This window comes from Parapedobacter sp. ISTM3, from assembly GCF_016533505.1.
GTDB classification, from domain to species: Bacteria; Bacteroidota; Bacteroidia; order Sphingobacteriales; family Sphingobacteriaceae; genus Parapedobacter; species Parapedobacter luteus.
The window spans coordinates 124891-141108 of the sequence record NZ_JAENGN010000002.1; the positions used below are offsets into that span (position 1 = coordinate 124891).

Annotated in this window: 14 protein-coding genes; 7 read left to right on the forward strand and 7 right to left on the reverse strand. The window is 49.4% G+C overall.

Annotation, left to right across the window (positions count from 1 at the left end):
* The first annotated feature begins 158 nt into the window (after positions 1-158).
* The 3 genes from JHJ32_RS03250 (at position 159) to JHJ32_RS03260 (ending at position 3235) form a co-directional block, all read left to right on the forward strand.
* Positions 159-2462 (forward strand): GH92 family glycosyl hydrolase, encoded by a 2304-nt coding sequence (locus JHJ32_RS03250; protein WP_370584467.1) that lies wholly within the window; start codon positions 159-161, stop codon positions 2460-2462.
* A 225-nt stretch (positions 2463-2687) separates the two neighbouring features.
* Positions 2688-2861, forward strand: a complete 174-nt coding sequence (locus tag JHJ32_RS03255) for a hypothetical protein (protein ID WP_176146163.1) — start codon at positions 2688-2690, stop codon at positions 2859-2861.
* A 65-nt stretch (positions 2862-2926) separates the two neighbouring features.
* Positions 2927-3235: a hypothetical protein gene (locus tag JHJ32_RS03260; RefSeq protein ID WP_139378636.1), complete on the forward strand. Its 309-nt coding sequence runs from the start codon at positions 2927-2929 to the stop codon at positions 3233-3235.
* A 149-nt stretch (positions 3236-3384) separates the two neighbouring features.
* On the opposite strand, the gene JHJ32_RS03265 is transcribed toward JHJ32_RS03260, so the two are convergent.
* From JHJ32_RS03265 to JHJ32_RS03295, 7 genes are all read right to left on the reverse strand, one after another.
* Entirely contained in the window at positions 3385-4926 is a 1542-nt protein-coding gene (locus JHJ32_RS03265; RefSeq protein ID WP_200119830.1) for an ATP-binding cassette domain-containing protein, read from the reverse strand.
* The gene (nhaA, locus tag JHJ32_RS03270; protein WP_200119832.1) at positions 4919-6088 is read right to left on the reverse strand and encodes a Na+/H+ antiporter NhaA; all 1170 of its coding nucleotides are present in this window, start codon (positions 6086-6088) and stop codon (positions 4919-4921) included. Before nhaA ends, JHJ32_RS03265 begins: the two co-directional genes overlap by 8 nt.
* A gap of 33 nt (positions 6089-6121) precedes the next feature.
* Positions 6122-6742: an L-threonylcarbamoyladenylate synthase gene (locus JHJ32_RS03275; protein ID WP_079716817.1), complete on the reverse strand. Its 621-nt coding sequence runs from the start codon at positions 6740-6742 to the stop codon at positions 6122-6124.
* A 150-nt stretch (positions 6743-6892) separates the two neighbouring features.
* Positions 6893-8338, reverse strand: a complete 1446-nt coding sequence (asnS, locus tag JHJ32_RS03280; protein ID WP_079716816.1) for an asparagine--tRNA ligase — start codon at positions 8336-8338, stop codon at positions 6893-6895.
* A 68-nt stretch (positions 8339-8406) separates the two neighbouring features.
* Entirely contained in the window at positions 8407-9246 is an 840-nt protein-coding gene (gene lgt, locus JHJ32_RS03285) for a prolipoprotein diacylglyceryl transferase (protein ID WP_200119834.1), read from the reverse strand.
* 94 nt (positions 9247-9340) lie between these two features.
* Positions 9341-10531: an ADP-forming succinate--CoA ligase subunit beta gene (gene sucC, locus JHJ32_RS03290; RefSeq protein ID WP_079716813.1), complete on the reverse strand. Its 1191-nt coding sequence runs from the start codon at positions 10529-10531 to the stop codon at positions 9341-9343.
* 71 nt (positions 10532-10602) lie between these two features.
* Positions 10603-12543 (reverse strand): KUP/HAK/KT family potassium transporter, encoded by a 1941-nt coding sequence (locus JHJ32_RS03295; RefSeq protein WP_200119836.1) that lies wholly within the window; start codon positions 12541-12543, stop codon positions 10603-10605.
* Between the two features lie 166 nt (positions 12544-12709).
* Here JHJ32_RS03295 and JHJ32_RS03300 point away from each other — a divergent pair, with 166 nt between their 5' ends.
* The 4 genes from JHJ32_RS03300 (at position 12710) to JHJ32_RS03315 (ending at position 16041) form a co-directional block, all read left to right on the forward strand.
* A complete protein-coding gene (locus JHJ32_RS03300) occupies positions 12710-13375 on the forward strand; it encodes an ABC transporter ATP-binding protein (RefSeq protein ID WP_200119838.1) in 666 nt (221 codons plus the stop codon).
* Positions 13376-13388: 13 nt separating this feature from the next.
* Entirely contained in the window at positions 13389-13874 is a 486-nt protein-coding gene (locus JHJ32_RS03305) for a hypothetical protein (protein ID WP_200119840.1), read from the forward strand.
* Positions 13875-13956: 82 nt separating this feature from the next.
* A complete protein-coding gene (locus JHJ32_RS03310) occupies positions 13957-14571 on the forward strand; it encodes an HAD family hydrolase (protein WP_200119842.1) in 615 nt (204 codons plus the stop codon).
* 27 nt (positions 14572-14598) lie between these two features.
* Entirely contained in the window at positions 14599-16041 is a 1443-nt protein-coding gene (locus JHJ32_RS03315) for a S41 family peptidase (protein ID WP_200119844.1), read from the forward strand.
* Positions 16042-16218: the final 177 nt, after the last annotated feature.

A 16218-nucleotide genomic window follows, 5' to 3' on the forward strand; every position in this document is an offset into this window, starting at 1 on the left:
ATGCTCGCGCTTTCGTCTCGTTCGGTGTATATCAGCCGGACTATTGATGGGCTGTTGGTCATTGGTTCAGGTTGTGGCAACGGGTAGATTGCCCAACCTGCTCATATCGATCCAGCGGCATGCATATATTTTTAGCGAACTCGGCAAACGGAATGATAATGAAACGTACTCAATATACATTTTTAACGGGGCTGCTGTTGGCGGCTGTATCGCGGATTGTTGCAGCCAACCCGACAGATAGCCTGGTGCATTACGTACAGCCCCTAATCGGCACAGCTAAAATGGGCCATACTTTTCCGGGGGCTACGGTACCCTTCGGTGCAGTACAATTGAGCCCCGATACGGATACGATTCCGTATGCGGTGGACGGCAAGTACAACCCCGATGTATATAAGTACTGTGCGGGGTACCAGTATGACGACCCAACCATCGTTGGTTTTAGCCATACCCATTTCAGCGGTACGGGGCATTCCGATTTGGGTGATTTCCTTGTCATGCCTACCACGGGAGAGTTGCAGCTTAATCCCGGCATTGCTGCAATGCCTAAGGCTGGGTTCCGATCCGCGTACCAACATGCCAACGAGGTGGCTGCGGCTAATTATTATCGGGTGAAATTAGACGACCATGATATTCTTGCCGAGTTGACCACAAGTGCACGCGTAGGTATGCACCGCTATACTTTCGCTGCGCAGGAGGAGGCCCACATTGTCTTGGACTTGATGCACGGCATTTACAATTATGACGACAAGAACGTGTGGACGGTGGTGCGTGTGCTTAATGATAGCACCATTACTGGTTATCGGCAAACCAACGGCTGGGCACGTACGCGCACCGTCTATTTTGCGATGTCATTTTCCAAGCCGTTTAAATCCTATGGGAGCAAAAACTTCGAAAATGCTTCCGTATACCGGGGCTTCTGGCGTAAATTCGATCAGACCGACAATTTCCCCGATATTGCCGGTAAAAAGCTTCGTATGCACTTCGATTTTGATGTGCAGGCCGGCGAACAGGTGCTTGCCAAGGTGGCGCTTTCGCCCGTAAGCATGCGTAACGCGTTAGCCAATATGGCGGCCGAAGTACCGCATTGGGACTTCGAACGTACCAAACAAGAGGGGCAGGCACTGTGGGAAAAGGAATTGCGTCGAATCGAGGCTGTTCTACCTACGGAAGCTGATTACATCAATTTCTACACCGCTATGTACCATGCGGCGTTGATGCCCACGGTCTATATGGATATCGATGGGCAGTACCGCGGCTTGGATTACGAGGTGCATACCGCCCAGGGCTTCACCAACTATACGTCTTTCTCGCTTTGGGATACGTTCCGTGCATTCCACCCATACTTGAATATGGTCAACCCATCACGCAATGCGGATATGGTAGCCTCTATGATGGCACATTATGATCAGAGCCCGTTGAAGATGTTGCCAATTTGGTCGCATTATGCCAATGACAATTGGTGCATGAGCGGCTATCACAGCGTTTCGGTCATTGCCGATGCCATCGTCAAGGGGGTATACAGGGGTGATGCTCAGGCGGCACTGGAAGCTTGCGTGGCAACAGCCAATTATCGCCGCTACGAGGGTATCGGCGACTATATCGATTTGGGGTATATTCCCGATGAAAAAAACGGCACCTCGGTGTCGAACACCTTAGAATATGCTTATGACGACTGGTGCATCGCTCAGTTGGCGAAGCATCTTGGTCGCCAGGATGTTTATAATACGTTTATTAAACGGTCGGAAAACTGGCGCAATATGTACGATGCAACCATCGGTTTTATGCGTCCGCGTCATGCCGATGGCGCTTTCAGAAAAGATTTTGATGTCCTGGAAACGCATGGTCAAGGATTTATTGAGGGCAACACATGGAACTATAGCCTCTATGTGCCGCATAATCCCGAAGGGCTGATGGAGTTGATGGGCGGGCAAAAGCGGCTTGCACGTTATTTGGACTCGCTCTTTACGATGCATCTGCCGGACAAGTTTTTTGCCAATACGGAAGATATCACCCGAGAAGGGATCATCGGCAACTACGTGCACGGCAACGAGCCGGCCCATCATGTGGTGTACCTTTATAACATTGCCGGTCAACCTTGGAAAACGCAGGAGCGTGTACGGATGATTCTTGAAAACCAGTACCACAACGGTCCGGATGGCCTGGGGGGTAATGATGACTGCGGGCAGATGAGCGCCTGGTACCTATTCAGCAGTCTCGGTTTCTACCCGGTATCGCCGGGGTCGGATGAATACTGGCTTGGCAGTCCATTGGTACAATCAGCTACCATCAACCTTGAAAACGGAAAGCAATTTACCGTAACGGCTGTCAACCAAGGCGCCAAGAACGTTTATGTGCAGCAGGTACTGCTCAATGGCAAGCCTTTGAAAGGCTATCGACTGAAGCATAGTGATATTGTCAATGGCGGCGAGCTGGAATTCAGGATGGGGCGCAAGCCGATTTAGTTTTTCTGGTTGCGCAATCATGACGCACCGTTTTATCAGGCAAATTCCTTATAGTTAACTTCCTCCATACAGCTACCGGCAAAGAAACCCAGGTGCAGCGGCTGGATACTGCAACCAGCTACAAACGGTTCCCGGTTTCGCGCCGCAAAGGAGCAGCTGTTTCAGCGCTGATCTTGGCTAAGCAAAACACTTGCTTGGGGAAAAATGTATTAATCAATAAAACGTATGGAAAAAGAGAAAACTTCGTTCATCCGGTCATTTCGCGAACAGCTATTCGGGATACATCCTTCTGACAGCCGTGCGAAACGCATGAGCAAGCACATAGGGTTTTACGCCGTAATGACGTTGTTCATCACGTTGGCTTTGTCGTTGTTAGCTGTAGCGGTTTTTTTCTTGTGAAAATAATACTTCGTTGGATTCATATATTAGTTGATCCTTTTTTCACCGTATATATCATTTGTTGGTTGGGCATCGTCGTAAGCCGCTACACGGGAATGCCTATTGCCATGCTTAATAGTTACCTGACCGACTTTTTATTTATTCCTGTCGTCGCCCATATATCCTTGACAACCGTCCGTGTTTTGTTTAAAAAAGGGGCTACTTATCGATATGCGTTGCTTCCGTTGTTAGTGGCCGCTTCGGTGACTGCCGGTGTGATGGAGTTAGCGCTCCCCAAGATTTCCGCTGATTATGTTTTTGATGTCGGTGATATATTCGCTTACTTTTCGGGAGCGTTATTCTTTTATTACGTGCACCAAAGGCATGTTTACTAAGTCGTTTTTTTTTACCACCTACTCTGAGCCAATAAAAGGCGCGCGCCTTTTTATTGAAAGCCGGGCGCCTTTCGTTCAAAAGCCGGGCGCGTTTTTGATAAAAGCCGGCCGGCTTTTCAATGAATGACCCAAGTGATTTTCCTGAATCGCTAAAGTTTAATCCTGCCTTGCTCCAGCCGGATGTATTTGGTCACACACGATGGAATATCTTCTTCGTAATGGCTTACATAGATAATCGTGGTACCGCTGACGGCATGGATTTCATCCATGAGGGCCTTGAAAAGATCCCGGTGCTGGGGGCTTAACCCCTGACAGGGCTCATCGAGGATAAGCAGATTGGGGTTTTTGATGATAGCACGCGCCAGCAGGCACAACCGTTGCTTATCGGGGCTCAGTAAGGCAAGGCGCTGCTGGATGGCGTCAGACAACCCGAAAAGCTGCAGCCATCGCACTGCTGCTTCCCGCTGCGCGGGGGCGACCTTCCGGAATAACCCTACTGTATCAAAATATCCAGACAATACCACCTGTAGGACGGTCTGGTTTTTCGGGAAATACTGATGCAACTCTGGTGATACATAGCCAATTTGTTTCTTGATGTCCCATATACTTTCTCCGGTACCCCGCTTGCGTCCGAAGAGGATGATGTCATTGCTGTATGCCTGGGGATTGTCACCGTTAATGAGGCTGAGTAGGGTGGACTTCCCTGCACCATTGTGTCCTTTCAAAGACCATGCTTCTCCCTGTTCAACGCGCCAGTTGATGCCATCCAAAATAAGCTTATCGCCATAACGGACGGATACATCGTTCATACTTATTATCGGAGAACCTATCGCAGGAGTCGTACGCTGTTCAAATAGGGTACGGATGGTGCCGCGCATTGCATCAGGCAATGCAACATTGCCGGGCGTGGCTAATTGCCGGTATTTGTTCAGGTAGATCTGGTCCACCGGCCCCTGTATGGCAATGGTGTCATTTTCGATGACGGCTACATGGGTCATGCAGCTTGGGATCTCCTGTGGAGTCGTGGCCATGATCACGTGGATGCCCGATTGGATAATCGCCTGTAAGATACCTTCAAAACGGCTGCGCGCCTCCACGTCTAAACCAACCAATGGGTGGTCGAGCAAAAGGATGTTGGGGTTTTTGACCAGGGCGGTGGCCAGCATCAGCCGCCGGGTTTCGCCGTTGGATAGCTTGATGAGCGCCTTATCCGCCAGTTTATCCAAGCCGAAAAGCGTGATGGCGTCGTCGGTTGTCCACCGGATATCGTTGTGTTTGGGGCGGGTCTTGCTTAGCAGTTCACGTACCGTTGCTGCATCATCGGCATCAGCACTGTTGAACCGTTGCTGGTAATAAAAGTTCTGCGTGTTACTCTTGCTCCGGAAATGATGGTGAAACGGCACATAGGCCACCAAATCATGATGGGTACGGTATCCTCCATTGCCCTCGCCAGCCTGCAGGTAAGAGGACGCATGGAAATGGTGTACAGCGCCTTGGTTTATGACCACTTTACCAGCAAGCGCCTGCAGCAAGTAGTTCTTGGCGGTTTCCGGCTCACCGATAATGGCCCACTGCTGGCCGTGCTGTACACAGAATCCGGCGTGCTGCAACACAATCGCCCCGTTTCGGACGAGTGTTGCGCCTGTCATCTCAAGTAAGGTGAAGGGAGGCGCTGTGGCAATGCTAGACATCTTTCAGATATCCTTTTCCCAACTTTTTAAGAATCATATACCCAATGACGCCAGAAAGTGCTGAAGCCACAAGAATAGCAAATTTTGCTTCTGTCTGATAATGGATTGCGTCGAAGGAAAGCAACGCGATGAAAATGGACATGGTAAAACCGATACCCCCCATCAGCCCAATTGCAAGTACCTGAGACCACTTAACACCTATTGGTAGTTCGCTTAATCCTGCTTTCGAAGATAGCCACGAAAAGAGGGTTATACCAAGGGGCTTGCCGATGAATAAACCGGCAATAATGCCCAATCCGAGCGGACTGGCCAACCCGTCCACCATGCCGGCTTCAAACCGGATATTGGTGTTGGCCAAGGCGAAAACGGGCATGATGATGAAATTGACCGGAGTGGCAATGGCATGTTCCACAGTTTGAATAGGTGAGTAACCTTCCCTTTTTCCCTTTATCGGAATAGCAAATGCCGTGAGTACCCCGGCGATAGTCGCATGTACCCCCGAATGATGAATGAAGTACCATATAAACAGACCGGGAATGAGGTAAAACCACAGTGACTTCACGCCCAACCGATTGATAAACATCAAGAGTGCGAAAATACCGAGCGCATACAGCAAATAGGTGGCTTCCAGTTCCGTGGTATAAAATATGGCAATGACCAGGATAGCACCCAAATCATCGACAATCGCTAAAGCGGTTAGAAATACTTTCAATGCCACGGGCACACGTCTGCCGAGTATGGAAAGAATACCAATCGCGAAAGCAATATCCGTGGCCATCGGAATGCCCCACCCATGGCTGGTATCAGTGCCGGCGTTGAACAATACATAGACACCGGCGGGTACGAGCATCCCGCCCATGGCTGCAAAGAAAGGAAGTGATGCTTTTTTTGCAGAGGAAAGCTGTCCATGGGCCAGCTCCTGCTTGATCTCGATGCCCACCATCAGGAAAAATACAGCCATCAACCCATCATTTATCCAATGGAGTATGCTGTATCTCAGGTGCACCGCGCCAGAGTCAAAACCAACCTTTTGCGCCAAGAGCGACTCAAACCCCGGTCCCAACGGCGAATTGGCGATAACAAGTGAAATCACTAAAAAAATAAGTAGTGTAATACCACTGGCTGAGTCAGCATCGAAAAACTGTTTGATATGTTTGCGCATCGAATAAAATCAGTCGGTAAATCGCATGCTAAATTATAAAAAAAGTGCTAAATCTCCCTTACCTTCCCGGATAATTTCAAATTCACCTTCCGTAGTGTCCACGACGGTTGAGGCAACATTGCCTCCATACCCGCCGTCGATAACCATGTCGACCAAGTCTTTATACTTTTCATGAATGAGCTCCGGATCAGTAGAGTACTCGATAATCTCGTCTTCGTCATGGATGGAGGCAGAGACTATTGGATTACCTAGTGCATGCACGATTTCGCGGGCGATATTATTATCCGGCACACGGATACCTACCGTTTTTTTCTTTGAGCTTAACAGCTTAGGTACTTGGCTGCTGGCGTTGAAGATAAACGTAAACGGTCCGGGCAGCGCCTTTTTTAAAACCCGGAAGGTGGTTGTGTCAAAGGGTTTGGTATACTGGGCAATATCGGTAAGGTCATAGCAAACAAACGAAAGGTTGGCTTTCTCCGGTTTTATGCCACGAAGCTCGCATATCCGTTCGATGGCTTTTTGGTTCTTGATGTCACATCCGAGGCCATACACCGTATCGGTAGGGTAGATGATGAGCCCCCCTCTTTGTAGCACATCCACTACCTGTCTGATAGCCTTGGGATTCGGGTTTTCGTCGTATATCTTAACTAACATGTTGCTGCTTGTCGCTTATAATCACCATTCACTGCACGCCTCGTTCCACCCGATTAGTCCGTTACTGACGCGGCTTAGGAGACAGCCGCGAAGCGCTCCGGAGCCAGACGTGGCGCAATGGGCCAGACACCCATCACCATTCACCAACACTCAAAATGCTGCATTGTTTGGCGTTCGCGGAAAGGGGATGACATCCCGGATATTGGTCATGCCTGTGACAAACAGGACCAAGCGCTCGAAACCAACCCCAAATCCGGCATGCGGGGCAGTGCCGAAACGACGGGTATCCAGGTACCAGTCCAGTTCCGCTGCCGGTACAGCCATTTCCTCCATACGGCTGACCAGCTTGTCGAGTCGTTCTTCCCGTTGCGAGCCTCCCACCATTTCCCCGATGCCGGGGAATAAGATGTCCATGGCGCGGACGGTACGGCGTCCCTGCTCATCGGGGTCATTCTGCCGCATGTAAAACGCTTTGATGTCGGCAGGGTAGTCCGTTAAGATGACCGGCTTCTTGAAGTGTTTTTCGACGAGGTACCGCTCATGTTCGGATTGCAGATCAGCTCCCCATCCTTCAATCGGATACTTGAATTGCTTCTTTTGGTTGGGCTTGCTGCGATGCAAGATGTCAATGGCCTCCGTGTAGGTAATACGCTCAAACCTGTTGTCAAGGCAAAAGTGGAGTTTAGCTATCAAATCCATTTCCGAGCGCTCCTGCTGCGGCTTGCCCTTTTCTTCATCCAGTAGCCTGTTTTTGAGAAACTCGATTTCATCCGGGCAATGATCCAATGCAAAACGGATGACGTATTTCAAAAGTTCCTCGGCCAGATCCATGTTGTCTACCAAGTCATAAAAGGCCATTTCAGGTTCAATCATCCAAAACTCTGCCAAGTGGCGGGTGGTGTTTGAGTTTTCGGCGCGGAACGTTGGGCCGAACGTATAAATATTGCCCAGGGCCATAGCGGCCAATTCTCCTTCCAGTTGGCCGGATACCGTAAGGTTGGTTGGCTTGCCAAAAAAATCTTCTTTATAGTCAACAGCGCCATCGGGAGTCCGGGGGGTGTCATTAAAATCAAGCGTGGTTACCTTAAACATCTCCCCAGCTCCTTCTGCATCCGAGCCCGTAATGATGGGGGTATGTATATATACAAATCCCCGTTCATAGAAAAATTGGTGAATGGCAAATGATAACGCATTGCGTACCTTGAATATCGCATTGAACGTGTTGGTGCGAAAACGGAGGTGGGCAATTTCGCGAAGGAATTCAAGACTGTGTTTTTTAGGTTGCAACGGGAATTTCTCCGGGTCGCTGTCACCAAGAATCTCCAATGTATCCACTTTTATTTCCACCCGCTGGCCTTTACCCAGGGATTCCACTAACGGGCCCGTTACAGCAATGGCGGCACCCGTGGTGATCCGTCTCAACAGTGATTCTTCCGTGCTGTTGAAATCAACCACGGCTTGGATGTTGCCGAGCGTAGAACCATCGTTGATGGCAATGAATTGGTTGTTGCGAAATGTTTTTACCCATCCCTTTACGGTCACCTGCTGCCCGTATTCGGTAGCGTTCAGTAAGTCTTTTATACGTGTATGTTTCATTTCTTAGTATTGCGTATCTTAGTATTGCGTATTGCGATATGCGATTGCGATGAATCCCTGATCATTGCTTAATAGGCATGGCCGTATTCATTATTTACAGCGCTTTTTCTCCGATATGCAGCCAGCGCCGAGCCGATCAAAATAAACGGTATGCTTAGCCATTGCCCCATGTTAAGCGTCATGCCCCGCTCAAATGCTACCTGTTTTTCCTTGAAGAATTCGATGCCAAAGCGGGCCGAAAATAACAAGATTAGGAATATTCCAAAAATAAAGCCATCAGGTTTTACGTTTCGGCGATACAGCATTATCATCATTGAAAAGACAAGCAGGTAAGCGATGGCTTCATAGAGCTGCGCAGGGTGCCTGGGAATTGCATCTACCAGTCGGAAAACAACTCCGTAGTCGCCCCCGGTAGGCTTGCCGATGATTTCCGAATTCATGAAGTTACCCACGCGGATAAATACACAGGTCACAGGTGCTACGACAGCCAGCCGGTCAGCTACCCACAGGAAGCTCAGCTTGGTTTTCCGGCAATATAAGATGACGGCGATAATGATACCAATGATGCCGCCGTGGCTGGCCAGGCCGCGGTATCCATCAAATTGGTATACCCCATCTACCTTGGCGATAGGCAACACGACCTCCAGCGGCGCTTTCCAAAGATATTCGGGCTGGTAGAACAGGAAATGCCCCAGCCGGGCACCGATGATGGTACCCAAGACGACGTAAATACTCAGCCTATCGAACTTTTCGTCGCCAATGCCTTCGCGCCGATAAATCCATGCCATCATAAAATATGCTAGTGCGATGCCTCCAGTGAACAGCAGGCCATAGTAGGTAAGCGGAAACACACCAAACAGCTTGGTGATTTCAGGCGAAGTGCCCCAGTGGATGACGGTTGCAATCATATCGCGGGATTTAACGTAAAAAACCTCCAATAAGCTGGAGGTTTTTTTATTAGTTGGCCTTAAATATCGAAGAGCCAAGATCTAAATCTGGCTATTAGGCTAACACTTTCGTCACCAATTCAGCGGCTTCCTTGAGCAGAATCGCGGAGTATACCTCCAGTCCGGATTCATCGATCAGCTGTTTGGCCTCTTCGGCATTGGTGCCCTGCAAACGTACGATGATGGGCACCGGAATATTGCCGATTTCCTGGTAAGCATCGATAACCCCTTGAGCTACACGATCACACCGGACAATGCCACCGAAGATGTTGATGAGAATGGCCTTCACGTTCGGATCTTTCAAGATAATGTTAAATCCGGCCTTTACCGTCTGTGCATTAGCGGTACCACCAACATCGAGAAAATTAGCAGGTTCGCCACCGGCCAGCTTGATGATATCCATGGTTGCCATTGCCAACCCCGCACCATTGACCATACAGCCCACATTTCCGTCGAGCTTCACATAGTTCAGGTTTGATTCGCCCGCCTCGACCTCAGTCGGGTCTTCTTCGGTGATGTCGCGCAGCGCAGCATAATCCGGATGACGGAATAAGCCGTTTTCATCCAAGTTTACTTTAGCATCTACGGCTAATATTTTGTCATCTGATGTTTTCAGTACCGGATTGATCTCGAAGAGCGAAGAATCCGTAGCGTCATAAGCTTTGTACAAAGCGGCGACGAACTTGGTCATGTCCTTAAACGCAGCACCACTCAGTCCAAGATTGAAAGCGATTTTGCGTGCCTGGAAGGCTTGGAGCCCCACTTTCGGATCGACTTCCTCCTTAAAAATCAGATGCGGGGTCTTTTCGGCTACTTCTTCGATGTCCATACCACCTTCGGTGGAGTACATGATGATGTTGCGGCCGCGTCCACGGTCGAGCAATACGCTCATGTAAAATTCTTTAGTCTCACTTTCACCGGGATAATAAACATCCTGGGCAATTAATACTTTGTTTACCTTTTTGCCTTCTGGGCCGGTCTGTGGGGTGACCAGCTGCATGCCAATGATGTCGGAGGCCCGTTGTTTCACTTCATCCAGGTTCTTGGCTAATTTCACGCCGCCGCCTTTACCACGGCCACCGGCGTGGATTTGAGCTTTCACCACTACCCAATCCGAGTTGTAGTCTTCTTTCAGCTTTTTGGCTGCTTCCACAGCTTGTTCAGGCGTTTCGGCTACGATGCCTTCCTGCACCCGCACACCGAAACTCTTCAGTATTTGCTTGCCTTGATATTCGTGAATGTTCATTTGCGAAAAATTTGCCGTAAAAGTAGCGTTTTAATTGGGAACGGTCAAGGAAAATAGCCAAAAACCGGTAGCTATTTTATCCTTTTCAGCTTCCCGCGCTTGGATTGCGAGGGCACCATCAACGGAACCCGTTCAATGGTCACGAAGCTTGAGTCAAGACCAAAGCCGCGTTCTTCCGACAGGCTGAGCGTTTTCAGCAAACTGTAAACGTCAAGTACGATCCGCTCAATAAAGTTGAGCTCGGAGGTGTTCGATAGGATACGCTCCAGCACAACGAACCGAAAATCGCCGTCTATTCCGTACCTACGGAGCGTGGCGAAGTTGCTTTTGATATCTACCTCTCCATTGGCAACCAAATTTTCCACAACCTCCCGGAATAATACACTGATGCGCTGTTCATCGCGGAACCCTAACCTGAAATCTATCCTGATTAGTTTCCCCGGCACCAGTTGGGTGACTTCATACTCACCTGTGTAAGGAGCATCCGTGACATCCACATGTACCAACCAGTATACATCGGCTCTTTTGGGTTTCTTTTTGGTGATCGAATAGATGATGCTTTCTTCAATTTCAGAATCAAAATTTGCGCTCGTCAGATAGACAAGTTGGGAAGCATAAAGCGGTATGGAGGTATCCTTGCCAATTTCAGAGATAAGGGGCAGGTATTTTTCAATGTTTACAAACCGCGTATGCCTATTCTTAATCTTTCTCGCCCACCACCAGCACAGCATCAGCATGAACGATATGGCCGTGATGAGCAAAGTAAGCCATCCGCCATGGGTGAATTTGGAGACGTTGCCCACGAAAAATGTGACTTCAATCGAAAGGTACAACAGTAGAAAACACACCGACAGCCATACCGAAACCCGTTTCTGTAAAAGAAATGCGGTCATCAATATTGTGGTGACGATGAAGCTGATGTTGATCGCGAGCCCATATGCGGCCTCCATCCGGGCAGATTCGCGGAATATCAGCACCACAAGGATACAGCCGATGAGCAATATCCAATTGACCGACGGCACATAAAGTTGGCCTTTCAGCATATTGGGATGTACAATCCGTACCTTGGGCCAGACGTTAAGCCTTACAGCCTCCGAGATCAGCGTGAAGGCGCCTGAAATCATGGCTTGGCTGGCGATTACCGCTGCGATGGTGGCCACGGAAATGCCGTAGGGGAGAAACCATACAGGCATCATGAGGTAAAACGGGTTGCCGCCATCAAGCAATGTGCCTTCGTTTCTTAACAGCCAAGCGCCTTGTCCAAAGTAATTGCATAGTAAGCAGGTTTTTACAAATATCCACGAAATCCGGATGTTTTTCAAGCCGCAGTGGCCGAGGTCTGAATATAAGGCTTCAGCCCCTGTTGTACACAGAAATACAGCGCCGATAATCAGCAGTGCATTAGGGTGTGAAGCGATGGTCAGGATGGCATAATGCGGGCTTAAGGCCTTAAGGATTGACGGGGTATCCGCAAATAGTGTAATCCCGATGATTGCAAGCATCGAAAACCAGACAAACATAATCGGCCCGAATAGCCGCCCTACAACCGCCGTTCCGAACCGTTGCAGCGAAAATAGGGCAACGACGATAATCAACACAATGGGTACGGTCTGCAGATGCGGATAAAAGATGTCCAACCCTTCGATAGCCGACGAAATCGTTATGGCTGGCGTAATCATGCCGTCAGCCAATAGTGCTGCCCCGCCAAGCATTGCCGGAAATACCACCCATTTGCCTTGTTTTCTGACCAGCGAATACAAGGAGAGGATACCGCCCTCCCCCTTGTTGTCCGCCCGCAGCGTGATGATGACATATTTTATGGTCGTCTGGAGCGTCAATGTCCAAAAAATGCACGATAATCCCCCGTATACCAAATCCGCCTCGATACGGTCCGTACCCATGATGGCCTTGAACACGTATAGCGGGGAAGTGCCGATATCTCCGTAAATAATGCCAAGTGCAATAAGAAGTCCCGCGGTGGTAAGCGGATGTTTGGAAGACGGCTGCTGCATTTTTGCTGTCGTTATTTTTCGCCTGCAAACATAACGTATATCCGGCTTAATTTCCTATTTTGAAACAGCGTTATGTTTACTGTCTTCAAGATAACTTAATACCGGTCAGGCTGTTTTGTTTCCTTGCCATTTTCTGTATTGATTTGGAATTTCCTACCTTCGCGGAATGCTAGAAGCAAAAGGCATATATAAGTCGTACGGTACACTGGCTATCCTGAAGGGGATAGACCTGCACGTTGCCAAGGGAGAGATTGTCAGCCTTGTGGGGGCCTCCGGCGCCGGAAAGAGCACCTTGCTGCACATCATCGGCACGCTGGATCGCCCTGACCGGGGAACCCTCGTCATCGATGGGACAAACATCGATAAGCTAAGTACCAAACAGTTGAGTGCTTTCCGCAATGCGCACATCGGATTCGTCTTTCAGTTCCATCACCTGTTGCCTGAATTCACGGCGCTGGAAAATGTATGTATTCCTGCTTTTATCAAGCGGGTAGGCAGGAAAGCTGCCGAACACCGGGCTTCCGAATTGTTGGAACTGCTCGGGGTGAGCCATCGCAGCGCTCACAAACCGGGCGAAATGTCGGGTGGTGAGCAACAGCGGGTGGCCGTTGCCCGTGCGTTGGTAAACAATCCGGCTATTGTGCTGGCGGATGAGCCGTCAGGAAATTTAGATTCGGAAAACGCAACGGCTCTCCACCAGTTGTTTGTCGAACTGCGGGCTCAACTGAACCAGACATTTGTGGTCGTAACGCACAATGAAGAATTGGCGAACATCGCCGATCGCATCGTACACATCAAAGACGGACAGATTGAGCCTGGCCAAGCACAGTGATATGTCGAGCAAGATGTTAATTACACAGGGCACACAGCCATTTGCACAGCGGGTGGCAAACCGTTTGCCGGCAGGGCAACGGCAGCATATGGTGTTCGGATCTGCCGATGGAATGCCACAAGCGTTGTTAAGCTTGGAGAACTACCTTGAAATCCCCAAGGCAAACGCGCCGGCTTTTGCACATGAGATGCTTAAAATCTGCCTCGATAGAAATATTAGTGCCCTCATCCCGCTGGGTGTCAATGAACTATATCCGCTATCGGAGGCACGGCAACTTTTTTCGGAATATGGGATAGCGGTGTGGGTGCCTGCCCTGGCTGAACTTGCTGCAGTGGCGGTCATTAAAAACCCACCAAAGCAGCTGCCGTTGCTCTTATTGCTCGACGGAAAAATAGCCGAGCCGCCCACTGTAGGAGTTAAATCCTACGGCACGTTATCCGGGGTTTTTACACAGCTGGAGTCAGGCGACGAACTGGCGCTGTGCTGCGTCGGTGATTAACCTGGCGAAACGATAGCAATGATTCCGCGAAAACGGACACGGAATCATTAAACCATTTCCATATTTTTGACTCAAACCTAATATGTTGACGTACGCGGATATCCCTGCCGGAAAAAAAGCTGTTGTTTTCGAATTGGATGATGTGCTTTTTCCAAGAAAGGATTATGTATTGCAGGTATATTACCTGTTTGCCAATCTATTGGAGTACACCGAAACTGTACCCCCGGCTAATGATTTAACGGATTTTTTTAAGACTGCTTACACGCACCACGGCGAAGAGGGGATTTTCGAACGTGCGGCAGAAGCATTCGGCATTGACCGCAAATATAAAGAGCATTTTGATCGCCTGCATTTGGCTGCCCGGCTGCCCCTAAAGCTTTTGCCGTACAAACCCATGCTGGCGTTGATGGAGGCGTTGCATCAGCAAGGAAAGCAATTGTTCGTATTGACGGAAGGTAACCCCACCATGCAGCTGAACAAACTGAAACACATGGAATGGAGCGGGCTTGACCGCGTGGTAAAAGTATATTTCCAAGAGGAACTGTTGAACAGGCAGCTTGATCCGTTGGGGTTTCTCCTGCAAGACAATAGCTTGCAAGCGCCGGACGTTTTGTATGTCCACGCTGTGGATAGCTCCGTATTGCCAAACGACTTGGGTATCGACACCATCGCTGCGGAGCGGTTCTTGGGCTCATAGGTAGCATCGATGATTAGTTTTTAGAAAATGGAGATAAATTTAGTTAAGCCTTTCGTTGCCTCACTGCTGTTGGGCATGGCGTTGGCTGGCTGCAATCGCGATACGGTTATGCCTGCATTGGAGCGACCGGCACGTGCTGAGAGCCAAGAAGATTTGCTGAAAGATTCCGTGTATACCTACACCTATCAATTTTATTTATGGCAGGACGCTTTGCCGGATTGGTTCGCGGACGTACGGGCAAACACCATCCGCTATAATTCCGCCGATGCGGTGTTGGAAGCATTAAAGGGCTATGCGCGGGATAATCACGGCAACCCATACGATCGGTTCAGCTTCCTGGATCGATGGGGTACGATAAATGCCGAAGTGCAGCAGGGGCTTGCAGGCAGCTTCGGTATTGATGTGCGCTATCACGATGAGAATAGTTTGTATGTGAAAAAAGTGGATATCGGATCGCCGGCATATGCCATGGGCATAAGGCGGGGGTGGCAAATTCTGCAAATCAATGGCAACAGCGATCTTTCGCTCGCATCGATGGAACGTGATAATCTCGCTTTTCTTTTTAATGCACTGGACGGAACGCATATCAGCCTGTCGCTGCGTAAACCTGACGGCGGAGAGGTGTCCGTCAACCTGAATAGGGGAAACTATCAATTGCAGCCCATCCTCGCCCATCAGGTGTACGATGCGGGAAGCAAGAAAGTCGGTTACTTTGCCTTTGATATTTTTATTTCGACACTCAATGCACGCGGCAACCCGACTTATGTAAAGGGACAGTTGGATCAATTGATGGCGGAATTTGAAGAATCGGGTATCCGCGAGTTGATTGTTGATCTACGATATAATGGGGGCGGGGCGGTCATAACGGCTGAGTACCTGTCAAATTTATTGGCACCTGCCGCTGTTGGGCATCAATTGATGTATTCCAACCAGACAAATGATGGGCTTGACGCCTTCTTGCGCGCCGAAGGCGTATCCCTTGATTTTTCGCCGGTGCATTTTAACAAGCCCAATGCGCTCAATCTCGAACGGATTTATTTTCTCGTGACGGAAGGCACGGCGTCGGCGAGTGAGCTGCTGATCAACAACCTGAAGCCCTACATGGATGTCAAGCTAATAGGAGAACATGCAACCTACGGAAAACCTGTGGGGTATTTTAATTGGAATATCTTGGGAGTAGATTTGTATGCGGTTTCCTACCAGACGTTCAACGCGATGGGAGAGGGGGACTACTTTTCGGGGATGCCTGTCGATAAGCTGATATATGACGACTTGACCAGGGATTTCGGGGACCCGGCCGAAGATATGATCGCCGAGGCATTGTATTATGCCACCAATAACCGCTTTTCATCCAATGTGGCCAGTACGCAATCAAGTGAGCGAACTGCCCATGCCGGGCCGGTTTCAGGCCGTATCAATAGCCTGCTGGACCGGCATGGGCAGAAAGGAATGTATCAATTTGCGCGCTGATTGCGTTAATTGCACGAGCGGCAAAACTGGGAGTACGGCAAATTTCCGTTTGTTTCCCGCAGCTGTTTTGTTCAAGCCCAAAAACAATAGCAGGAAACGTCCTGAATGCTTAGACCATGGCACGCCGCGTACCCGAGGCTGCTATTGCATGTCAGACTTTACCAAATTATTAGTATA